The organism is Bacillus sp. 5RYD7K, from assembly GCF_059831465.1.
In genome coordinates this window covers 3042635-3069436 of record NZ_CP191200.1, presented here as the reverse complement: position 1 = coordinate 3069436, position 26802 = coordinate 3042635, and the positions used below count along the sequence as shown (strand labels likewise).

Genomic DNA, 26802 nt, shown 5'->3' with positions numbered 1-26802 from the left:
AAATGATATCGGAAAAAATCAATATTTCACTGGATCATCCTATCATGAAGGGCCATACGGTCTTTGGTGAAGCGGTATTGCCCGGTCTTAGTTATATCGATTTGATTTATCAGGTTTTTCAGGAGCACGGTTATTTATACAATGAGCTCGAACTGAAGCATGTCACGATTTATCAGCCTTTAACCGTCAGTGAAACGGCTGCAATCATTCTGACCATTCAATGTTCTGAAAGCGGAGATGGAAAGTGGCTCATCTCCCTTTCCGGACAGAAACAGCAAGATGACGAGCTGTCAGACAATATACAATATGCGACGGCTGAAATGGTAAAAAGAGACGCAGTCACATTTGACGAAACCATTGATTTCGGCAAGCTGAAGCAGTCAGTCCGATCTCTGGATCTTGATGACATGTATAACCGCTGCCTGGATCATGACCTGGTCCATTCCGGGATGATGAAATCGAGCGGACGATTGTACGAAACAGAAGACGGCATGCTGGCTGAGCTTTCTTGCGAAGAAGGAAAGGAGTTCTTTTTATTCCATCCCGCCCTTTTGGATGCGAGCGGCATCGGGGCGAGCGGTTTGCTTTCTGAAACAAACCGGCTTCACCTGCCTTTATATTATGAATCGTTCAAAGCCGCCGGCAGGCTTCAATCAGAGTGCACGGCGCGTATTGCCGCTTCTGGCGTCCGTCAGGAAAAAGAACTTACAACGATGACAATTGAGTACTTCAGCCGTTCCGGACAGAAGGTGGCTGAGCTTAAAAACATGACGGGAAAAGCGGTTCGGCTCGAAGGAGACGGGCACGCAGCAGGACAGAATAAACAGGATGCAAAAGAGCCGGACAGCGCAGATGAAAAAGACATCATTCTGTTTTTGAAGAAGCTTTTGGCTGATAAGCTTGGTCAGCCTTGGGAGACGCTGGACGTTCTTGCCGGCTACTACGAGCTCGGGCTGGATTCATCTTCTTTGCTTGAGGTTGTGCAGGATATCAGTAAAAAGGCGGGTGCGGAACTCGCGCCCACTCTTCTCTTTGAATATACGAATATAAAAGAACTGGCAGCCTATCTGAAAAAGACCGTTTCATTTGAATATGCGGAACGTGCAGCCGAATCACCGGGCGTGCCAGAACATCATGAAAACACCGGTGACATTGCGATTATCGGAATGGCCGGCCGCTATCCGAAAGCGAAAAATGTGGCGGAGTTTTGGGAAAACCTAAAGGCGGGCACGGATTGCATCACTGAAGTTCCGAAGTCCCGCTGGGATTGGAAAACATATAAAAACGTAACGTCCCCATCTGGAAAGACCGTATCAAAATGGGGCGGTTTCATCGACGATGCCGACTGCTTCGATCCGCAGTTTTTCAGAATCTCACCGCGTGAGGCGGAAATGATGGACCCGCAGGAACGCCTGTTTTTAGAAACCTGCTGGGAAACGATTGAAGACGCGGGGTATACGCCTGAAACGCTTGGAAATAAAGGGGCGAAACAGCATCCGATCGGCGTTTTTGCAGGAGTGATGCATAAAGATTATTCCTTAATCGGCGCAGAACAATTATCGGAAACGGATCCTTTTCCGGTTTCGCTGAATTATGCGCAGATCGCCAACAGAGTGTCCTATTATTGTGACTTCCACGGGCCGAGCATCGCGGTCGATACCGTTTGTTCCTCATCATTGACCGCCGTTCATCTGGCGATTGAAAGCATCCGCCGCGGCGAATGTGAAGCCGCGCTTGCGGGCGGTGTGAACTTGTCGCTCCACCCGGCGAAATATCTGAGCTACGGAAGCGTCGGCATGCACTCAAGCGACGGCCGCTGCCGCACGTTCGGCGAGGGCGGTGACGGCTATGTTTCCGGAGAAGGAGTCGGTGCGGTCTTACTCAAGCCGCTGGAAAAAGCCGAACAGGACGGCGACCGGATTTACGCGGTCATTAAAGGAAGCGCCGTTAATCACGTCGGGAAAGTAAGCGGGATTACCGTCCCGAGCCCTGCTGCACAGGCAGAAGTCATTAAGACATGTCTGAAAAAAGCAGGGATCAGCCCGCGGACCGTCAGTTATGTGGAAGCTCATGGAACGGGCACTTCGTTAGGCGACCCGATTGAAATTGAAGGTCTGTCAAAAGCGTTCAGCGAAGGGACACAGGATCAGCAATTTTGTTCCATCGGTTCGGTCAAATCAAATATCGGCCATGCAGAATCGGCGGCGGGCATCAGCGGATTAACAAAGGCAGCGCTACAGCTTCATCACAAAACGCTTGTCAAATCTCTGCATTCCGCGGAATTAAATCCATACGTGAAATTGGAGAAGTCTCCTTTTTACGTACAGCAGCAGACTGCTCCTTGGAAGCAGCCGGCAGCGGAAGAAAACGGAAAAGTCACGTATTATCCGCGCCGGGCCGGGCTCAGTTCCTTCGGGGCATCAGGTTCGAATGCCCATATCATTTTAGAAGAATACATTCAGCCGGAACACAAAGCGCCTGCACCTGAGAACGATGCAGCCAAAATCATCCCGCTGTCCGCAAGAAATAAAGACAGGCTTCTGGCCTATGCGGAAAAAATAGCCGGGTCGCTTTCCGAAAAGACGGTGCTGTCTGAACTGGCATACACGCTTCAGACAGGACGCGAAGCAATGGAGGAGAGAGCTGTCTTCCTTGCAAATGACACCAGCGAATTGAAGCAAAAGCTGAATGATTTCGTAAAAGGAAATGAAAACATCCCCGGATTTTGGCGCGGACAAGCCGAGATGCCGGAACTGAGCGAACCTGCTCCTGAAACAGATGATCCGGTACAGCTTGCAGGTTTATGGGCAGAAGGGAAAACAGTAGATTGGAATAAGCTGTACGATGCGGATAAACCGCGTAAAACAAGCGTTCCGACATATCCGTTTGCAAAAGAGCGCTATTGGATTCCGCAGCAGAAAAAACACGGGAAAAGCCTGTCAGGCACAGTGCTGCATCCGCTTTTACATGAAAATACGTCAGATTTTTCACAGCAGCGTTTTACTTCTCTTTTTACGGGAGATGAATTTTTCCTGTCTGACCATGTCGTCAACGGACAAAAAATTCTGCCCGGTGTCGCCTATTTAGAAATGGCCGCAGAGGCGGTGAAAAAGGCCGCGGCCGTGACGGACAAAGGCCATAGCGTCACACTCAGACAGGTCGTTTGGGTCCGGCCGGTCATGATTGAAAACAAACCGAAGGAAATACATATTGCCCTTTATCCAGAAGATAACGGTGAGATTACCTATGAAATATACAGTGAGGCAGAAGTAAACGGCGAAGATCCGGTTATTCACAGCCAAGGTGAAGCGGTCATTACTGCACAGGGCAGTGCTCAGTTAGATATTGAGTCTGTCAAGGATTCCTGCGATTTAGGGATCGTGACGGCGGAAGAATGTTACAGTGCTTTTGAAAAGATCGGCCTGGATTACGGAGAGGCATACAGGGGCGTACAGCAATTGCTGATCGGGGAAGACCGGTTACTGGCCCGTATTTCACTCCCGGCTTCCGTTCAAGACGATAAAGAGCTGTATACGCTTCACCCGAGTATAATGGACGCCGCTTTTCACGCCTCCGTCGGTCTGCTTGTCCGCTCGATTCATGACGATGCAGGCAGCCATAAGCTTTCTTTGCCGTTTGCGATGCAGGAAGTGGAAGTGTTCGGGCCGTGTCCTGAACAGATCTGGTCATATATCCGGTACACAGAAGGCAGCAAAGCAGATGACAACGTAAGAAAATTTGATATTGATATGTGCGATGATGCCGGTACGGTTTATGTTCGGATGAAAGGCGCATCCGTCCGGGCGCTTGAACCAAGCCAAACAGCAGTCGGTAAAACCCCAGAGGCTCCTGTCGGCCATACGATGATGATTCCGGCATGGGAGCCCGCTGCACTTATAAATACCGGGAAAGCGATAACGGCCGATAAGCAGACTGCGGTTTTCGGAGGAACTGACAGAAGCCATGCGCGCATCAAAGAGCATCTGCCGAATGCTTCTTACTATCCAATCAGAAGCACGGATGATATCACATCTCTTACGCACTTGCTTGAAGGACAAAAAGAACTGGAGCAAATCATTTGGCTCGCGCCACAGGCTGAGAGTGCTGACATCCTTAAGGAACAGGAGCGCAACGTTTTTCATGTATTCAAGCTGATGAAAGCTTTGCTTGCCTTAGGATACGGAGAGAAACATCTGGACTGGTGCTTCGTCACAGCAAATGCCCAGCCGTTTTCAGATCAGGACAGCGCCGATCCGTCACAAGCAGCAGTCAGCGGACTTGCCGGGACGATGGCGAAAGAATATCCGGATTGGAATATCCGCATGATTGACACAGAGACGGACGGCATCTGGCCGATCGGCGAGGCGCTTTCTCTTTCTGCCGGGAAAAACGGAAAAGTTTGGGCATACCGCAATGAAGAGCTGTATGAGCGGCAGCTGATACCGCTTGACAATATGCCGAAAAACGGCACCCTGTACCAAACAGGCGGGGTTTATGCCGTGATCGGAGGCGCTGGGTATCTCGGTGAGGCATGGAGTGAATATATGATCCGCCGCTACAAAGCACGCGTCATTTGGATCGGAAGAAGCACGCTGAATGATTCGATACAGGCGAAACTCGACCGGCTCAGCGCAATCGGGCCGGCACCTGAATATGTATCCGCCGATGCCGCTGACAGGGCTTCCTTAGAGCGGGCTTATCAGTTCATAAAAGAGCGTCATACAAAAATTAACGGCGTCATCCACTCGGCAATGGATCTGTCTGAGCAAAGCTTAAATAATATGAAGACAGAAGAGTTCAAATCGGTGCTGCGGGCAAAAGCCGATGTAAGTGTGTCCATGGCGGAGGTATTTGGACGGGAGCCGCTTGACTTTGCGCTCTTCTTCTCCTCGCTTGTGGCATTTATCCATAATGTGAAACAAAGCCATTATGCCGCAGGGTGCGCCTTCAGTGACGCATTTGCGAAGGAACTTGCTCAGAAATGGAACTGCCCGGTCAAAGTCATGAATTGGGGCTACTGGGGCAGCAGCGAGGCGGCTGAAGACGGCAATTTTATTCAGCTGATGGATCAGATCGGATTGGGATTGATCGAACCGGACGCAGCGATGGAGGCGCTTGAAACCCTTTTGACGCTTCGGGTTGAGCAGGCTGCTTTCATTCATACGACAAAACCGGTCGCAGTAGAGGGTATGAATGAACGAGAAAAGATGTCTGTTTATCCGCCTCAGCCGCTTGTATCCGGACAGCAGCTGAAGGTTGCTCCGCCGGGCGCACGTCTTGTAAGAGAAACTGGGCATCAGAAGCTTGATGATTTTCTGTATCAGCTATTGATCGCCCAGCTAAAAGAGGCGGACTTGCTGACGCCGCAAAGCCTTAAAGCGTATAAGCCTGAACACGGCTATTTTAAAAAATGGCTCAATCAAACGATCGCCTTTCTGCTGGAACACGGCTATCTGGAAGGGGATGCCGATTCATTTACACTGGCAGCCCGCGCTGAAAACACAACCGCCTCGTTATGGCGGAAGTGGGAGCAGGAAAAGGCGGAATGGCTCAATATCGCCGATACAAAAGCGATGACTGTTTTGGCCGAGACGATGCTTAAAGCACTGCCGGACATTCTTCGCGAAAACGTGCCGGCGACAGACATCATGTTCCCGCACTCTTCAATGGAACTCGTTGAAGGAATTTATAAACACAACCAAGTCGCGGATTACTTCAACGGCGCCCTGTCAGATACTTTAACGGCCTATGTGAAAGAAAACATCAGTAAAAATCCAAAAGCCGAGATCCGCATCCTGGAAATCGGAGCGGGCACTGGCGGCACAAGCGCAGGCATATTTGAAAAGCTTAAGCCGTATCAAAACCATATCAAAGAGTACTGTTACACCGATGTATCGAAAGCTTTTCTCGTGCATGCGGAGACAGAATACGGCAAACAGAATCCTTATCTGACTTATAAACTTTTTAATGCAGAAGAACCGCTTTCCGGTCAGGACATAAAGCCGGGCGCATACGACATCGCTGTTGCCGCCAATGTGCTCCACGCGACAAAAGACATACGCCAGACGCTGAGAAACGCCAAAGCCGTTTTAAAAGACAACGGTTTGCTGCTCTTAAATGAGATGGCGGGCAACAGCCTGTTCCCGCATATTACTTTCGGTCTGCTTGAAGGCTGGTGGCTGCATGAAGATTCCGGCCTTCGAATTCCGGGATGCCCGGGCTTGTATCCGGAAAGCTGGAAGCGCGTGTTAGAAAGTGAAGGCTGGCATTCTGTCTTCTTCCCGGCAGAAGCGGCACATGAATTAAGCCATCAGATTATAGCGGCAAAAAGCAATGGCATTGTGCGCCAAAAAACGCTTAAAGCTGAGGCCGGAAAACGGACCGCACCGCCAAAAGCGCCCGAACTTCAACCGCAAACAACGGCCGAAAAAAGCACAGCCTTAACAGAAAAAAGCACCGAGTACTTGAAAACGTTAATCGGAGAAACGTTAAAAATTCCGCCGGCTCAAATTGATCCGAAAGCGCCGCTTGAAAAATACGGAATTGATTCTATCGTCGTCGTACAGCTGACAAATGCGTTACGAAATGTGTTAGACCAAGTCAGCAGCACCTTATTTTTCGAATACCAGACGATTGAGGCTCTCGTCGGCCACTTAATCAAAACGAAAAAAGACGAGATGATCAAACTGACGGGACAAACGCCTGTTCAGGAAGAACCGGCGGCATCAAAACCGCAGGCTGTACAGCCGGCTAAGCCGCTTCGCACTGACTGGCGGCGGAAAGAAAAACAGACAGCCAAAGAGACCGTCCGGCAAAGTTCAGTTCGCGACGTGGCGATTATCGGCGTATCCGGCCGCTACCCGCAGGCCAAAACCGCGGCTGAGCTTTGGGCAAACATTAAAAAAGGAAAAAACTGCATAGAAGAAATCCCGCGGGAGCGCTGGAACTGGCAGGATTACTACGATGAAGAAAAAGGTAAAGAAGGCTCTATTTATACGAAATGGGGCGGCTTCATTGAGGATATGGACAAGTTCGACCCGCTATTCTTTCAGATTTCTCCTTTGGAAGCGGAGCGAATGGACCCGCAGGAGCGATTATTTTTAGAAACGGCGTATGCGAGTATCGAGGATGCCGGCTATACGCCTGACAACCTGTGCCAAAGCAGAAAAATCGGCGTTTTTGCCGGAGCCATGAACAAAAACTACCCGACAGGCTACGGCTACTGGTCCATTGCCAATAGAGTATCTTACCTTTTTGATTTCCAAGGGCCGAGCATTGCCGTTGATACAGCCTGCTCTTCTTCCTTGACGGCCATTCATCTGGCGCTTGAGAGCCTATACAGCGGTTCAAGCGAATGCGCGATTGCCGGCGGCGTAAACCTTGTAACCGACCCGGTCCATTATATGAATCTGTCAGTCATGAACATGCTTTCTGCAAGCGACACGTGCAAATCGTTCGGAGACCGCGCGGACGGTTTTGTCGACGGAGAAGGGGTTGGCGCGGTCGTATTAAAGCCGCTGGAGCAAGCGATCGCCGACAACGATCACATTTACGGTGTAATTAAAGGAAGCGCCATTAACAGCGGGGGCAAAACGAACGGCTACACCGTTCCGAATCCGAATGCGCAGGCCGCCTTAATAAAAGAAGCTTTCGAAAGGGCAAACGTCCCGGCGCGCACCGTCAGTTATATTGAAGCCCACGGCACGGGGACCGCATTAGGCGATCCGATTGAAATCGCCGGGTTAACGAAAGCATTTGAAGAGGATACAACAGACAAACAGTTTTGCGCCATCGGCTCTGCGAAATCAAATATCGGCCATTGTGAAAGCGCCGCAGGCATTGCGGGCCTGACAAAAATATTATTCCAGCTGAAAGACCGCCAAATTGCGCCGTCCCTGCACGCGAAAGAGCTGAATCCGAATATTGAGTTCGCGTATACGCCGTTTGCCGTTCAGCAGGAGCTCGGTGAGTGGAAGCGTCCCGTTATCGGCGGAAAAGAGCTTCCGAGAAGAGCCGGGTTAAGCAGCTTCGGCGCGGGGGGAGCAAACGCCCACCTCGTCATAGAAGAATATATGGCAGACAAAGAACCTGATGAGACGCCGGCAGATCAGCCCGCCATCATCGTCCTGTCTGCGAAAAACAGCGAACGGCTCACCGAAAAAGCAAAACAGCTTAGAGACACCATCCGTGAAAAAAGATACAGCGGCCGTGACCTTATGAGCATAGCCTATACTCTTCAGACGGGCCGTGTGCCGATGGAAGAGCGCCTGGGCTTTATCGTTCATTCACTGGCTGAACTTGAAGAAAAACTGAATGGATTTATCGCCGGACAAGACAGTGCCGGACTGCACCGCGACAGCACGGAAGAAAACAAACGGATGCTTGCCGTATTTGCGGCCGATGATGACATGGAAACCATCATAGACGCTTGGATCAGCAAACGGAAATATTCTAAGCTGCTTGAGCTTTGGGTAAAAGGATTGGACATCAATTGGGCGAAATTATACGGAGACCGTACTCCGGTTCGCATCAGCCTGCCTGCTTATCCGTTTGCGAAAGAACGCTTCTGGCATCAGCCGCCTGTACAAAGTAAAACAGCGCCCGTTAAGGCGCCGGCTGATGAAAGTGATCCGGCCGAGCAGTTTGAAGTGATGGCTTTTAGAGAAGTCCTTAAAGAACAGGCTCTGCCTGCTGCCGGAGAAAAGAAAATCAAAACGGTGATTTCTTTCTTAACGGATCAGAAGAAGCAGCAGGAAGCCGTCTCTGTGATCAAATCGTATGACAGTGAAGCTGACGTTATTTTTATCGCTCAGGGAAACCGGTACGAGGGCTTATCAGCCGGCCGCTGCCAAGTGGTGCGGGAAGATCCGCAATCATATGTAGACGCTTTTGCGGACATTCAAAAAGAGTACGGTGAAGCATCTGCCATTTTGTATTTATGGGCGCTTGAAGATAAAAGCTGCATCGAAGATTTTTCATGTATCGTCTATATTCTCAAGGCTATGGCCGAGACCGGTCTGCAGCCGGAAAGACTGTTACTGGCGGGTGAATATGCATCCGGTCTGGAAAAATGCTACTTGGAATCATGGATCGGCTTTGAGCGTTCGCTCGGCATGGTTCTCCCGAAAACGGACATTACCGGCCTCTTCAGAAAAGCCGGCGCAGCCATGACAGACTGGATGGGAACCATTTGGGACGAGCTGAAAGCTGAAACAGACCACACCGTTTTCTTGGAACAAGGGAAACGATATGTCTATCACACTGAACCGACCGGATTGACAAAAGAAAACAGCAGAATCAGAACCGGGGGCACATATCTCATTACGGGCGGATTAGGAGGGCTCGGCTACTTATTTGCCCGCCGCCTTGCCCAGAACTATCAGGCAAATGTCATTCTCACGGGGCGATCGCCGATCAATGAGGAAAAGAAAGAAAAAATGAAAGACTTGGAAAATCTCGGCGCAGGTGTTCTTTACGCCGAAGCCGATGTTTGTGATCCGATCGGAATGGGCGACTGCATCAAACGCGCGAAAGAACGATTCGGAGCCATTCACGGCGTCATTCATGCGGCTGGCATCGAAAGCAGAACATCCGTCTTTGAAAATGAAATCGGGAACTTCCGCAATACGCTTGAACCGAAAATAAACGGAAGCCTGCTTCTTGACGAGTGGCTGAAAAACGAAACCTTGGACTTCATCTGCTACTTTTCATCCACATCGGCTGTTTTAGGGGATTTCGGCTGCTGTGATTACGCAGTGGCGAACAGGTTCCAAATGGCGTATGCCCATTATAAAAATGAACAATCAGAAAGCGGAAACGCTTTTGTCATAAACTGGCCGGTCTGGAAAAACGGCGGAATGGCCGTCGGCGGTGAAGAGACGACGGGCATGTACCTGAAATCAAGCGGCCAGCGCCTGTTAGAAACAGATGAAGGCATTGAGCTGTTTGAGCGCATCATTTCTCAAGACAACACACAGTGCCTTGTCATTGCCGGCAAAAGAAGCCGTGCCGAGCGATTTTTAGGCATCCGGCGGGACGATTCATCAAAATCGCAAGTTCTTTTGGAAACTGTGAGCCGCCGCATACCGGAAGAAAGCACGGAAAAACGGCTCGAAGCGGATTTGAAAGAGCTGATACACAGTCTGCTGAAAATATCCAAAGATAAGCTCGTCCTGCATAAAAACTGGGCGGAATTCGGATTTGATTCTATCTATTTAGCCAAATTTGCCTCGCTTTTGTCGAGCTATTACGGCATTGAAGTCACTCCGGCGTTATTTTACAGCTATGCCACGCTCGGAGACGTCATGGGCTATTACCTGACAGAACACAAAGAAACGATCGAAACGTTTTACAGAACGGAAGAAACCGAAACAGAAGCCGCCGCTCCGGATAACAAGGAGTATACGGATCAGGAGATCATCGCCATGATGAGACAGGTCTCCGAGGGGACATTGGATTTTAAAAGAGTGCAAGACATCATAGAAGGGAGTAAGACCTATGAATCATAAAGAACTTCTCGATGCCTACAGATCAGGAACGCTCACCATCGCTGAGGTAGAACAAAAGCTTCAGGCTTTCAAGCGGACGACTGCAAAACGTCCGCTTTCCGAAGGCCAGAAAGGTTTGTGGATGCTTCAGAAAATGTTTCCGGAGATGAGCGCATACAACATTCCGTTATGCTTTCGTTTTCAAAAGCTGGATATCGAGACATTCAAAACGGCCCTTTTTTCCGTGCAGCGCCAGCACCCCATTTTGACGAGTGTGATAAAAGAGGATAACGGCCTTCCGTATCAGACAGAAGATACGGGATTGCATTTTCCGATTGAAGAAATAGATCTTTCCGAATTAAGCGGGCGTGACGCTCTTACGTTTATTAAAGAAAAAGCAAAAGAACCGTTCGCGCTTGAAACAGGTCCGCTTTTGCGCGTTCAAGTGTTCCGTCAGGCGGAGCCGGAGCCGGAGCCGATTGTGTTAATCACCATTCACCATATCATCTTTGACGGCGTCTCTCTTATGACGTTTATGTCGGCGCTGCTGGATGCTTATGTAAAAGCAAGCGAAGGCAAAGAACCCGAAATGCTTCAGCAGGCCGCAGATTATCACGACTTTGTGAAATGGGAAAAGGAGCTGCTGGAAAGCGAAAAGGGAAAAACGCATCTCTCTTATTGGAAAAAGCAGCTTGACGGACCGCTGCCGGTGCTTGAGCTTCCGGCGGATTACCCGCGATCATCGGTTCAAACGTGCAGGGGGCAGGCGTCTCAGCGCTTGCTTCCTGATGAACTGAACCGGCAGATTAAAGTTTGCGCCCGAAAACATAATGTCAATGAATCCGTTGTGTATCTCGCTATTTTCAAAGGCTTGCTCTATCAATATACGAATCAGGAAGATGTCATCGTCGGCATGCCGACGATGGGGCGTTCTGAGGCTCAATTTGAATCTGTCATCGGCTACTTTATTAATATGATCGCGGTCAGAAGCAGGGAGACGGGCGCCACATCCTTTAGCGCGTTTTTGAAGGAGCTCCAGCTGACCCTTGCAGAAGGGCTGGACCATGCCGCGTATCCGTTTCCGGCGCTTGTCAAAGAATTGAAGACGGAACGCTCGCCTGCGGTTTCGCCTGTTTTTCAAACCGCGTTTTTCTATCAAAACTTCTTCCAGACAGAAGGAGCGGAAAAGCTTTCGGAACGATATCAATCACTCGGCATTGAAATGATAGAAGACATTCATCAGGAAGGCGAATTTGAGCTTGCGCTTGAAGTCTATAAAAAAGAAACGGGAACCGTCCTGCAATTTCTGTATAACCCGGATGTCTACAGCCCTGCTTTCATCGAACGGATGGCGGAGCATTATATGAAACTGGCAGAAAAGGTGCTTTCTGATCCGGAGATCGCGTTTGATGCCTGTTCCGGCCTGCTCAATCAAAAACGGGAGGAAAGCCGTCCATCTCATCAGCCGAATGAGCGCTGCATTCATGACGTGTTTGCAGAAAAAGCCGGGCGATACCCTGACAGAGCAGCCGTCACATTCGGTGAGACAAGCCTTACATATCGCGAATTAGATGAACGAAGCACGGCGCTCGCTGTGCATCTGCAAGAAATGGGCGTCACACCGGAATGCCCGGTCGGTATCTGTACGGAGCGTTCTTTTGAGATGGTCATCGGCATCCTCGCCATTTTAAAAGCGGGAGGTGCGTATGTCCCGCTTGACCCGGCTTTTCCAAACGAACGGATGGCACACGTATTGACTGACAGCGGCGTTTCAATCGTATTAACGCAAGCGAAAACACGCGGCGTGATTGAGCGGTTAACCATCGGCGGCGTGAGCACGGTGGAGATTGAAAACAGCGGACCTGTCAGCGGAGCGAAACTGATGCCGCGTTCAAAACCGCATCATCTCGCTTATATTCTTTATACGTCCGGAAGCACGGGAAAACCGAAAGGCGTCATGGTTGAGCACAGAGCCATCATGAACACACTGCAGTTTTTAGAAGCGGAGTATCCGGTCGCGCATGAGGATGCCTATTTGTTAAAAACGAATTATGTGTTTGACGTTTCAATTTCAGAATTATTCGGCTGGTTTATCGGAAACGGACGGCTTGTCATTCTGCCGCCCGGTGCAGAAAAAAATCCGCAGCTTTGCATGGAATATATCCAGACTCACCAGGTGACGCATCTGAATTTTGCCCCTGCCGTGTTTAATGTATTTTTAGAAACGGTAAAGCGGCATACGGCATTTACAGAAGGCGGTCCTTTGAAATATGTAATGGTGGCCGGAGAGGCGTTTCCGAAAGACTTGGTCAAAAAGTCGGTTTCCATCTTCAAGCATGCCAGAATTGAAAATATATACGGCCCGACGGAAACATCCATTTATGCCGCTTACTACAGCTGCGGCGATAAAGAAATCACAAGCAGAAATACGCCGATCGGAAAACCGATCCAAAACACGCGGCTTTATATCCTCGATGAAAAGCTCAGCCCCGTCCCTGACGGTGTGGCCGGCGAGCTTTGTGTGGCCGGCGCCGGACTGGCCAGAGGCTATTACAATCAGCCTGAGCTGACGGCGGCATCATTTATTGATAATCCGTTTAGTGAAGGAGAAAAGCTTTACAAAACAGGCGATTTGGCCAGATGGCTGCCTGACGGAAATATAGAATATGCCGGCCGTATTGACAGTCAAGTGAAAATCCGCGGCTTCCGCATTGAATTGGGAGCGATTGAAACAAAATTGAGCGAGCATCCGGATATCCTTGATCAGGCGGTTGTTGTGCAGGAAAAGAACGGACATAAAAAGCTGATTGCTTATTATACGGCCCGCTCCGGTCATTCGGCAGATGAAAAAGCGCTCCGCGAACATCTTTTATCGGGTCTGCCGGATTATATGGCGCCTGCCCGTTTTATCCGTCTGGATGCGCTGCCGTTAACACCGAGCGGAAAAGTGAACCGCAAAGACCTGGAACAGCGCAAGGTGATCGTTCACCGGTCTGAAAGGACGGGCAGACTGCCGTTATCAGAAGCGGAAGCGAAAGTGACCGAAATATGGGAAGACCTGCTGAATACGGCAGGAATCAAAACTGAAGACGGCTTTTTCGATGTGGGGGGCGACTCGCTTCTGGCTGTTGCGGCGGCAGAACGCATTAAACAGGAGCTGGAGTGTGATTTTACCGTTACGGATTTATTCGAACACTCGACGATTCAGGCGATTAGCCGTTTTATTGTTGAAACAAAACAGGCGGATGAACCAGAAACGCCCGGCCAAGATGAGAGAGAAAGGGAACAAACACCGCAAAACGGGATGCCGTCTTACCTTGAAGACAGTGTGGCGATAGTAGGGATTTCCTGCCAGTTCCCCGGCGCGAAAAATCATCATGAGTTCTGGAAGCAGTTAAGAGAAGGAAAGGAAAGCGTCCGTTTCTATTCGGAACAAGAGCTCCGGGAAGCCGGCGTCCCGGAAGATTTGATCGAAAATCCAAACTATGTGCCGGCATTATCGGCGATAGAAGGAAAAGATCTTTTTGATCCTGAGTTCTTTCACATTTCTCCGAAAGACGCTGAATTTATGGATCCTCAGCTGCGGCTTCTGCTGCTTCATTCCTGGAAAGCCGTCGAGGATGCGGGATATGTATCCAAAGAGATTCCGAAGACAAGCGTTTATATGTCGGCGAGCAATAATTCGTATCGGTCGCTTTTACCGGAAAAAACGACAGAAGGCCACGAATCACCTGACGGCTATGTGTCATGGGTGTTAGCGCAGAGCGGCACGATTCCGACGATGGTTTCCCATAAGCTCGGATTAAAAGGGCCAAGCTATTTCGTTCATTCCAATTGCTCGTCATCACTGGTCGGTCTTTATTCAGCCTGCAAAAGCATAACGAGCGGAGAATCGGAATACGCGCTCGTCGGCGGAGCAACTCTGCATGCTTCGACCAGCATCGGCTATGTGCATCAAGCCGGATTGAATTTTTCAAGCGACGGGCATGTCAAGGCATTTGACGCTTCAGCCGACGGGATGGCGGGCGGAGAAGGAGCGGCCGTCATTCTGCTGAAAAAGGCGTCACAAGCCGTACAGGACGGAGATCACATATACGCCGTGCTCAGAGGCATCGGTCTGAACAATGACGGAGCGGATAAAGTCGGTTTTTACGCACCGAGTGTAAAAGGCCAGACGGACGTCATCCAGCATGTTTTAGACAGCACGGGCGTTCACCCGGAGACCATTTCTTACATTGAAGCGCACGGCACAGGAACGACGCTGGGTGACCCGATTGAAATGTCTGCTTTGCAGCAAGTGTATAAACGTTACACGGATCGGGAGCAGTATTGCGGGATCGGCTCCGTAAAAACAAATATCGGCCATCTGGATACAGCAGCGGGCCTTGCCGGATGTATTAAAGTTGCGATGAGTTTATATCATCGGGAGCTGGCGCCTACCCTTAATTACACATCACCGAATCCGAATATCACATTCAGCGGTTCGCCGTTTTATGTGGCGGACAAGAGAAAACCGCTTCCGGAGAGAGACACGCCGCACCGCGCAGCGTTAAGCTCATTCGGACTCGGAGGAACAAACGCACACGCCATTTTTGAACAGTATGAAAACAAAACGATCAGCGGATCAAATGACGGACAGCCGCCTTATATCGTTCCGCTCTCAGCGAGAAATCACGAGCGTCTGACTGCCTATGCGTCTTGTCTTTCTGACTTTCTGAATGACGCCGAAAACGATGTGTCCTTGCATGATCTGGCATTTACGTATCAGACCGGACGTGAAGCGATGGAAGAGAGAGCCGTTTTTCTCAGTCATGATCGTCACGATTTGAAACGGCAGCTGCAGGATTTCATCAATGGCAATGACCAAAACATCTTACAGGGTGAAAAGGTGAGAAATAAAGAAGCGTCATCTCAGGAGCTGGATGAGCTTGCGGCATGTCAGACACGGGATGAAAAGCTGAAAGCACTTGCGGCGCTTTGGATAGAAGGAGTGCGTGTCGATTGGGGCTTATTGTATGAGGATTCCGCGCCGCAAAAAATCAGTGCGCCGACCTACCCGTTCGCAGAGGAGCGCTTCTGGCCGGAAGAAACCGTGAAGCAAACAGATGCGAAGCTTTTGCATCCGCTGGTACATCAGAATACATCCGTTTTGCAGGAGCAGCGGTTCAGTTCGGAATTCACGGGAAAAGAGTATTTTATTGCCGAGCATATCATTAAAGGAATGGCGATTGTGCCGGCTGCCGTCACCCTTGAGATGGCACGGGCCGCGGCGGAGAGAAGCATCGGCGGGGTAACAGACGAATCTCTGGGCCTGCGTTTAAAGAATATCGTATGGGTCCGCCCGGTGATAGCCGATCAGGAGGCTGTCCGTGTTCATATCGGACTTTATGAAGAAGACGGGCAGATTCAATACAGAATGTACGGCGGGAATGATTCAAGCGGTGAAGCAGACCTTCTTTATAATCAGGGCATCGCTGAAATCATCCGGAAAGAACCGGAAGAAACAGCGGATCTTGATGAGCTGAAGCGCCGATGCACGCAGGGAACAATCGAATCTCAAGCGTTTTACAAAGGAATGATCGGAGCTGATTACGGGCCGGGCTACAAAGGTGTCCAGCTTGTATACAAAGGCGAAGACCGGATGCTTGCTAAATTGAAGCTTCCTGAATCCGTCTCTCATACAAAAGCTGATTATATCCTTCATCCGAGTATGATGGACGGTGCGCTTCAGGCCGCCGAATATTTGCAGAACGTGACAAGAGCGCAACTTGCAGAAAGCGGAGAACCATTCAAAGCCGCATTGCCATTTGCTTTAGAGGAGCTGGATGTTCTGAAGCCATGCGCTGATGACATGTGGGTGCACGTCACATTCAGCGCGAACAATAAAGCCGGCGATCCTATTCAAAAAGCCGATATTGATTTATATGACCATAACGGCGTGCTTTGTGTGCGGATGAGAGGTTTCTCAACGCGGATTATGGAAGAAAACGCGGGTGCCGGCGTTTCGGTCAGCCGTACCGAGATATTGCTGGCTGAACCGGTCTGGAAAGAGCAGCCGGAACCGGCGGACCGCGAGCCGTCGTATGAACAGCATATCATTTTTCTCTGTGAGTACGATGAGGCCGTTAAACAAGCCGTCGAAGCAAAGCTTGAACATGCAAGCGTCTTGATCTTGGACGAGCGTCCCGCATCCATTGCAGAGCGTTATCATTCTTATGCGGGCCAGCTGTTTGCCCGTATGAAAACCATCATGAAAAATAAGCCGAAAGGCCGCATCCTTGTTCAGGCTGTCATGCGGTCAGCGGGCTTACAGCAGGTGTTCTCAGGCATTACCGGTCTTTTCAAAACGGCATGTCTAGAACAATCCAAGCTGATCTGTCAAATGATAGAAGCTGATGAGAAAGAAAGTGCTGAAGGCATAGCGGAAAAAGCGGCGGAAAACCGCAGGCATGCCGAAAGCGTCCATGTGAAATATGAAAACGGCAAACGCTTTGCCGCTGATTGGAAAGAGATGGACATTTCTGAAGCGGAGCCTGACATTCCGTGGAAAGATGAAGGCGTTTATCTCATTACAGGAGGTGCGGGAGGTTTAGGTCTGATCTTTGCAAAAGAGATTGCAACCCGCGCAAAAGGCGCCGACATCATATTAACCGGCCGATCCGCTCTCGGAGAAAAGCAGAAAGACATGATGGAAACAGTGCGTGCTTTCGGTGCATCTGTCTTTTACGAGCAGACCGATGTCACAGATGAAGCAGAAGTATACCGTCTCATCCGCAATATCCGCAAACGGCACGGCAAGCTGGACGGGATTGTACACAGTGCCGGTGTTATTAAAGATAACTACATGGTGAAGAAGACGGCGGAGGAATACCAAGACGTTCTCGCTCCGAAAGTGAAGGGTCTTGTCTATCTTGACGAAGCGTCACAGCACGAGAAATTAGATGTCTTTATTGTCTTTTCCTCCTTATCGGGTGTGCTTGGAAGCGTCGGCCAGGCTGACTATGCGTCCGCAAACGTCTTTATGGAGATGTATGCCGAGTACCGCCGTTCTTTGCAAGCCGCAGGACAAAGATACGGAAAGACGCTTTCTGTCAGCTGGCCGTTATGGAAAGAAGGCGGAATGCAGGCAGGAAAGCAGACAGAAGATATGCTGATGCAGGAGGCGGGAATCGCACTGCTCGGCACAGAAGCCGGCATCAAGGCTTTATATCAAGGCTTGATGAGCGGGACAGCCCGGATGACGGTTCTTGAAGGAGATGTGAAAACCATGAAAGAAAAGCTGTTCCGCAAAGAAAATGACCGTCCGGAAGCAGAGACCCGCTTACGTCATGACATTGATGCTGACAGCCTGCTTGAAAAAGTGAAGCATCTGTTAAAACAGCAGACGGCCTCACTGTTAAAAGTGAAGCTTGACAACATTGATCCTCATGAAGAAATGACAAAATACGGGCTTGACTCAATTTCGATGACCGAGTTTACAAACCGGTTAAACAAAACGTACCGGCTCACGTTAACACCGACGATTTTCTTTGATCATCCGACGATCCATGAATTCGCTGTTCATTTAATCGGTGAATATGAAGAGGAATTCGCGGGACGTTTTGCGGTAAATACAAAAACGGTCCAATCACAAAGACCGGTAAAAGAAGCTCAAAACACACGCCCGTCCGTTAAGCGCCGCCGCACTCTGACTGAGACACTGCCGCAGACAGTGCAGCGGAACCAAAAGCCGGAGCCGATCGCAATCGTAGGCATCAGCGGAATTTTTCCGATGGCCGAAGACATTGAAGCTTACTGGCAGAACCTGAAAGAAGGCAAAGACTGCATGACCGAGATTCCGAAAGACCGCTGGGACTGGCGGGACTACTACGGGGATCCTGCAAAAGAAGCCAATAAAACAAACGTCATCCAGGGCGGATTTATTGACGGAATTGCAGAGTTTGATCCATTATTTTTCGGAATTTCGCCCCGGGAAGCGGAACAGATGGACCCTCAGCAGCGTCTCTTGCTGACGTATGCGTGGAAAGCGATTGAAGATGCCGGATATGCGTCAAAGAGTCTATCAGGCACAAAAACAGGTGTGTTTATCGGGACTGGAAATACCGGTTACGGATCTCTTTTAGCCAACGCCGATGCGACGATTGAAGGGTCGTCCGCAGCCAATACAAGCCCGTCTGTCGGACCGAACCGTGTCAGCTATACGCTCAATCTGCACGGACCGAGCGAACCGATTGATACGGCCTGCTCAAGCTCACTCGTTGCCATTCATCATGCCGTTTCTTCAATTGAAGAAGGGACGTGCGACATGGCTTTGGCAGGAGGAATCAACACGATCATTCTTCCGGATGTGTATATCAGCTTTGACAAAGCGGGGGCGCTGAGCAAAGAAGGGCGATGCAAAACATTCTCCGATCAGGCTGACGGTTTTGCCCACGGGGAAGGAGCCGGGCTCTTTTTCCTCAAAAAACTGAAAGCGGCTGAGGCGGATGGAGACCATATTTACGGCGTCATTAAAGGAAGCGCGGTGAATCATGGCGGCCGCGCGGCATCTTTAACAACGCCTAACCCGAAACAGCAGGCGGAAGTCATTAAAGCCGCATACAAAAAAGCGGGCATTGATCCGAAAACGGTCTCTTATATCGAAGCGCACGGCACGGGAACAGAACTTGGAGATCCCGTTGAAATTAACGGTCTGAAGCAAGCATTCAGCTCATTTACAGACGGAAAAGAGAAAGCGTCCGGCTATTGCGGCTTAGGCTCAGTCAAAACGAATATCGGCCATTTATCCCTTGCGGCGGGAGCAGCGGGAATCATTAAAATCTTGCTGCAGATGAAGCATCGGACATTGGTAAAAAGTCTTCATTGTGAGACGGTAAATCCGTACATTCAGCTTGAAGACAGCCCGTTTTATCTGGTGCGGGAAACGATGGAATGGAAGACGCGGACGGACGAACACGGAAACGATGAGCCGCGCCGCGCGGGCATCAGCTCATTCGGCATCGGAGGGGTAAACGCCCACGTCGTCATCGAAGAATACATTCCGCAAGAAAAAGCGGAAGCAGATGATTCGCATATCAACCCATGTCTTTTCGTTCTGTCCGCCAAAAATGAAAAACGCCTGAAAGAGCAGGCAAAACAGCTGAAACGTGCGCTTACTGAAAAACGATACGATCAATCCAGCCTCGTTTCTATGGCTTATACCCTCCAAATCGGAAGGGACGCCATGGAAGAACGTCTGGCGGTTATTGCCGGATCCGCAGAAGAACTGCAGGAAAAACTGTCACAGTTTATCACCGGGGATAAGAACGCGGACTTGTACAGAGGAAGAATAGACAAAGGCACGCTGCAAACGCTGACGGAAGATGAAGACATTCAAGAAGCCGTTGAAAAATGGATGGCACGCGGCAAATACGCGAAGCTGCTTGAATTATGGGTCAAAGGGCTGAATGTCAATTGGGCGAAGCTGTACGGAGACCGGCCGCCTAAGAGGATAAGCCTGCCGACATACCCGTTTGCAAAAGACCGTTATTGGGCGGCGAAACGTACCGGAAAACACGAAAAAACAGCCATTGTTTCAGCCGGAAAACTAGACGTGCTGCATCCGCTTCTGCACAGAAATACATCAAACCTTGCCGAACAGCGGTTCAGCTCCATCTACACCGGGGAAGAATTTTACCTTGCGGACCATGTTGTACAAGGCGTGCCGATTTTACCGGGAGTGGCACATCTTGAAATGGCGCGCGCAGCAATGGAACAGGCATCTGAAGTGCCGGCCGGACAAGGAAGCATCAAACTTAAGAATACGGTTTGGGTGCGCCCGATCACCATTGAAGACGAGCCGGTCCATGTCAACATCCGCCTCGTTCCTGATCCTGCAAACAATGTTCAATTTGACATTTACAGCGGCCGGGAAACAGATCAGCCGTCCGTTTACAGTCAAGGTTCAGTATCAATCCGCCCTGACGCCGAGGCACCGGTCATTGATCTGCAAAAGCTGAGATCACGATCCGCTGAGACACCGTTTTCTGCAGACGAAGTGTACGATATGTACCGCAAAATCGGTTTTGATTACGGCCCGGCTTTTCGGGGTGTCAAAGCGATTTATACAGGTGACGATTTCGTACTGGGCAGACTGTCGCTTGATCCGGCTTGTTCAGACACGGTACGGCAGTATGTCATGCATCCGGGCTTAATGGACTCAGCATTGCAGGCATCAAGCATATTAACCGGAACAAATGATGAAAAACTGATGCTTCCGTTTGCGGTTCAGGAGCTTGAAGTATTCAGCGCATGCGCTGCCGAGATGTGGGTTTACGCCAGACTTTCTGAAGACCACAAAGCCGGCCAGATTGAAAAACGCGATCTTGATATTTGTGATGAAAACGGCAAGGTTTGCGTAAGGCTGAAAGGTTTGTCATTCAGAACGGCTGAAAAAGAACCTGAGAAAAAAGAAAAAGCTCCGGGAACGCTCATGCTTGAGCCGGTATGGACCCGAAGCGATGAAACTGCCGTTCAAACGGAACCGGTTTTTGCCCGGCATATCGTGATACTTTGTGACACAGACGCCGGAATGAAACCAGCCGCTGAAGCTGCGGGGGCCGAATGCATTGAACTGACCTCCCCGCACGGGAAAGCTGCGGCGCGCTTCCGTGATTATACAGGACGGATATTGGAGACGCTGCAAAAACTGCTGAAGGAAGAGACGGAAGGAGACGTCCTCATCCAGACGGTTCTCTCTAAAACAGATAAGCATCAGCTGCTCTCAGGGATTTCAGCTTTGTTAAAAACGGCCGGCCTGGAACATCAAAAACTGAAAACCCAGCTGATTGAAATAGAACCGGCGGAAAACGGCAGAATCACAGACATCATCAGAGAAAATAAAACACGGGCTGATGACAGCCATGTCAAATATGAAAACGGCATCCGATACAGCGCAGATGTCAAAGAAACGGGCGTCTCCGGCAATAAAATACGCATTCCGTGGAATGACGGAGGCATTTATCTCATTACCGGAGGAGCCGGGGGCTTAGGTTTTATTTTCGCAAAAGAAATCGCCCGCAAAGTCAAAGAGCCGACACTCGTTCTGACAGGCCGTTCCGCATTAAGCGAGAATCAGCGGAAGCAGCTGCAATCGCTTGAAACACTCGGAGCAAAAGCGGAATACAGACAGGCTGATGTGACAAACGCTCAAACTGCGGCAGAGCTGGTCAATACAATTGAAACGGAATACGGCGGCCTTCACGGCATCATTCACAGCGCGGGTGTGATGAAAGATCAGTATATCGCAAAGAAAACAACCGAAGAGTTTTACAGTGTATTGGCGCCTAAAACGGACGGATTTGTCAACCTTGATGAAGCAACCGAGCATTTAGCGCTGGACTTTTTCATCGTTTTCTCATCCATATCCGGCGTCACCGGGAATGCGGGACAGGCGGATTATGCGGCGGCAAACGCATTTATGGACAGCTATGCGGCATACCGCAACGCGCTGGTTACGGCAATGTACCGCCACGGGCATACATTGTCGGTCAATTGGCCTCTTTGGAGAGACGGCGGAATGCAAGTCAATGAAGAAATGGCGAAGCTCACCGAAAAAAGAACCGGTGTCGTGCCGATGCGCACTGAAACCGGAATAGAAGCTCTTTACAACGCATGGAGCACAGGGAAAACAAGTGTGCTCGTCATGGAAGGAAACCGCGCCGTCATGCGGGAAAAACTGCTTCAGAAGACGCCTGCAGCCGCTTTTGCACCGGTTAAGAAAACGCCGGAGGAAACGCCTGCGCCGAAGGACTTGACGGCAAAAATTCAGGAATTGCTGGCAAAAGAAGTTTCCGCACTTCTGAAAATAAACATTGATGAAATCGATATTGAATTGGAGTTCAACCAATACGGATTTGATTCCATTACGCTGACGGAATTCGCCAACAAGCTGAATGACACTTATGAGCTTGATTTGACACCGACCGTATTTTTTGAATATGCGACGATTCAAGCCTTGGCACATCATCTGGCCGAAGACTATCACACACAATTTGCCGGCAGCACACAGCCGAAAGAAGAGAAACAAAGCCGCATAACAGATGACGGCAGCATGAGACTGACAGGGAACAAGCGCTTTGCAAAAACTGCCGTACAGCCTATTCAGACTGCGGTTGAACATAAACCGGAACCGATCGCTATCGTCGGCATGAGCGGAGTGTTTCCGAAGGCCGCAAATATTGATGAGTATTGGCGCAACTTAGAAGAGGGAACAGATTGCATAACAGAAGTGCCGGCGGACCGCTGGGACTGGCGGGAGTATTACGGCGACCCGCTTAATGAAGCCAACAAAACAAATGTAAAGTGGGGCGGATTTATTGACGGAGTTGCGGATTTTGATCCGCTGTTCTTCGGAATTTCGCCGCTGGAAGCCGAACAAATGGACCCGCAGCAGCGCTTGTTAATGATGTATGCGTGGAAAGCGATTGAAGATGCGGGGTATTCCGCTAAAAGCCTTTCCGGCACGAAAACAGGCCTGTACATCGGCACGGGAAATACCGGATACGGCTCATTGTTTTCCGACTTGGATATCGGCGGTGCGTCAGCCGCAAATATGAGTCCGTCAGCAGGACCGAACCGTGTCAGCTATATGCTCAATCTGCACGGGCCGAGTGAACCGATCGACACGGCTTGCTCCAGCTCGCTGGTCGCGATTCATCACGCCGTATGCGCCATTGAAAACGGGAACTGCGACATGGCGATCGCAGGCGGCGTGAATACCGTCGTCACACCGCAGGGCCACATCGCTTATGATAAAGCCGGCGCGCTGAGCAAAGAAGGGAAATGCAAAACATTCTCCGACAGGGCGGACGGATTTGCCGTCAGTGAAGGTGCCGGAATTCTGTTTTTGAAAAAGCTGTCAGAAGCAGAAAAAGCGGGCGATCATATCTATGGCGTCATTAAAGGCAGCGCGGTTAATCACGGCGGACGCGCGAACTCCTTGACGACACCGAATCCGAAAGCCCAGGCGGAAGTCGTCAGAACGGCTTATGACAAAGCCGGCATTGATCCGAGAACCGTCACTTATATTGAAGCGCACGGAACCGGAACGGAGCTTGGCGATCCGGTCGAAATCAACGGACTGAAATCAGCCTTTCAAAAGCTGTACGAAAAAACCGGCGATCCCGCCGTTTACGCGAGTCACTGCGGTCTGGGCTCGGCAAAAACCAATATCGGCCATTTGTCGCTTGCAGCCGGTGTCGCGGGTGTGATCAAAGTGCTGATGCAGATGAAGCATAAAACCCTTGCAAAAAGCCTCCATAGCGAGGTCATCAACCCGTATATCAAACTGAAAAACAGCCCGTTTTACATCGTACAGGAAAAAAGAGAATGGACGGCATTGAAAGACGAAAACGGCAACGATCTGCCGCGCCGTGCGGGAATCAGTTCTTTCGGCATCGGCGGCGTAAACGCACATATCGTCATTGAAGAATATATCCCGAGGGAAGAAAGGAAAACAGCCATTTTCACACACCCTCAAATCTTTGTGCTGTCGGCCAAAGAAGAAGCCCGTCTGCAGGAACAGGCACACCAGCTGGCACAAGCTTCTTTTACGGATGAGGATCTTACGGGTATTGCTTACACGCTTCAGCAGGGGCGTGATGCCATGGAAGAGAGAGCGGCCGTTATCGCTTCCTCCGCGGAAGAACTGCGGGACAAGCTAAAGAGCTGTGCAAAAGGGAATTATGACGCAGCGGGCATCTATAAAGGGAAAGCGGGTAAAGCCGCGCTGAAATCCATTATGGCAGGCGCAAACGGCGAAGCGGATACAGAAGAACTGATCAGCCGCCGGGAGAATGACAAGCTTGCGGAATTATGGGTGCAGGGTGCCGATATCAAATGGGACGGCCTGTATGCTGATATCAAGCCCCAACGGATGAGTCTTCCTGCTTATCCGTTTGCGAAAGAGCGGTACTGGATCACAGACAACCGGCCGAAAGCAGAGAAACCGCAAGCTGTGCCGACGGCCAAGGTGCTGCATCCGCTGCTCCACGAAAACGTATCGGATTTAACAGAACAGCGGTTCCGATCTGAATTTACGGGGCAGGAGACGATTTTCACCGATCATCTGATTAAAGGCAAACCGGTCATGCCGGGCGTCGCCTACTTGGAAATGGCTCGGGCTGCAGTTGCTCAGGCGGTCAAAGGGCAAAAAGAACGTCCGTCTGTCATCCGTCTGAAAAACATCGGCTGGGTTCGGCCGATTGAAGCGGGAAGCCGCCCGATTGAAACGCAGATCAGCCTCGTTCCGAGGGAAAACGGTGAAATCGTGTATGACATTTACACGGCTTCACAAACAGAAGCAAGCAGCAGGCAAATACACTGCCAGGGTGCTGCCGGCATTCTCGGCGCCGTTGAGACTCCGCATCGTGATATAGGCGCACTGAAAGCTCAATGCAGCCGCAGCATGCTGACTTCTGAGCAGTGTTACGGCTTATTCAGCAAAATCGGCATTGACTACGGTCCCGGACAACAAGGAATCAAGCAGATTCACATCGGAAACAATCAAGCATTGGCTGAGCTCCGGCTGCCTTCTTTCCTCGAAGAAACGGCAGATCAATACGTTCTTCACCCGTGTATGCTTGATTCAGCTTTGCAAGCGACAATCGGGCTGAAGCTGCACGCAGATGATAACCAGCTGTCACTGCCGTTCGCTCTTGAGGAACTGGACATTTTCAGTCCGTGCACGACAAGCATGTGGGCGTATGTCAGCTCCCGGGGAACGGACGAGAAAATACAGCGGCTGGACATTGACTTATGCGATGAGACAGGCCGGGTCTGTGTCAGGATTAAAGGGATTTCTTCCAGAATGATGGAAGGCTCTGCGCCGGAAACATCATTAAATGGAGCAAACCTTCTGGCTCCGGTATGGGATCTTGCGGAATTCAGTGACCGAAGCCCGGCATATAAGACGGAAGAGGTTGTCTTTATCGCGGGGGATGAGGAGAGCGCAGCTTTTCAATTGCATCATCCTTATGCGAAAAGGCTTCATATCACCCTGGAGGATGAGATAGAGGCTGTTGCAGCAAAAATGAAAGCAAGCGGGCCATTCGGCCATATCGTATGGATCGCCCCTGTTCACAGCGCTGCTGACATGGTGAAAGCTCAGGATACGGGCGTCATCCAGATGTACAGAGTGATCAAGGCCATGCTTGCTTTAGGATATGGAGGCAAGAGAATCAGCCTGACTGCAGTCACCATAAAAACACAGTCCGTACAGCCGGGGGACATCATTGATCCGGCTCACGCAGGCCTTCACGGTTTAATCGGCTCGCTCGCAAAAGAGTACCCGAACTGGCAGACAAGGCTGATTGATGCCGGATGTCCGGAAGATGTTTCAAAGGCGGAGCTGTTCTCGGCGCCGTTCGATGAGCAAGGCAATACTTTGGCGTACCGGAACAATCTCTGGTACAAACAGCGCCTCATTCCTGTACAGCAACCGGTGTCAAGCCGGCCCGCTTACCAAAAAGGCGGCGTCTATGTCGTCATCGGCGGCGCCGGAGGCATCGGCGAGGCATGGAGCGAATATGCCGTAAAAACGTATCAGGCACGCGTCGTTTGGATCGGCAGACGAAAACATAACAGTGCCATCCAGGAAAAAATCGACAGACTCAGCCAGTTCGGCCCGGCGCCGATTTATATTGAAGCAGACGCGGCAGATCAGGATGAACTCACACGTGCGTATGAAACGATCAAACGCAAGTACCCGCAAATAAACGGAATCATCCATTCCGCAATTGTTTTAGAGGATCAGAGTCTGGCAAATATGCCGGAAAGCCGTTTTAAAAGCGTGCTCGCTGCAAAGGTCAATGTCAGCGTGAATATGGCCCATGTTTTCCGAAATGAGCCGCTGGACTTTGCTTTGTTCTTCTCGTCTGTACAATCATTTGCACGAGCGGCCGGACAAAGCAATTACGCCGCCGGATGCAGTTTCAAAGATGCCTTTGCCGCTCATTTGGCTCAAACGCGGCCGTATAAGGCGGCGGTGATGAATTGGAGCTACTGGGGCAGTGTCGGAATCGTCTCATCTGCCGACTATCAAGAACGGATGAAACAGGCGGGAGTCGGATCAATTGAAGCGCCCGAAGCAATGGCGGCGCTTGAACGATTGCTCGGCGGCCCGTTGAACCAGTTCGTCATGATGAAACAGGCGGAAGAGCCTTTGGAAAAACCGGAAGAAATGATAGAAGTATACCCAGAACATCACGGCTCGGCGATGCAAAAACTGCGAAGCTATCAGCCTAAAGTAACTAGACGTGCACAACAATTGAGTTAA

At 50.4% G+C, this 26802-nt stretch carries 2 protein-coding genes; both read left to right on the top strand.

Annotated features, from left to right (window positions below; translation table 11 throughout):
- The first annotated feature begins 2 nt into the window (after positions 1 to 2).
- Positions 3 to 10508 (top strand): type I polyketide synthase, encoded by a 10506-nt coding sequence (locus ACQE26_RS15175; protein WP_500469987.1) that lies wholly within the window; start codon positions 3 to 5, stop codon positions 10506 to 10508.
- Positions 10498 to 26802: a non-ribosomal peptide synthetase gene (locus tag ACQE26_RS15170; protein WP_500469986.1), complete on the top strand. Its 16305-nt coding sequence runs from the start codon at positions 10498 to 10500 to the stop codon at positions 26800 to 26802. The genes ACQE26_RS15175 and ACQE26_RS15170 overlap by 11 nt, the downstream gene beginning before the upstream one ends.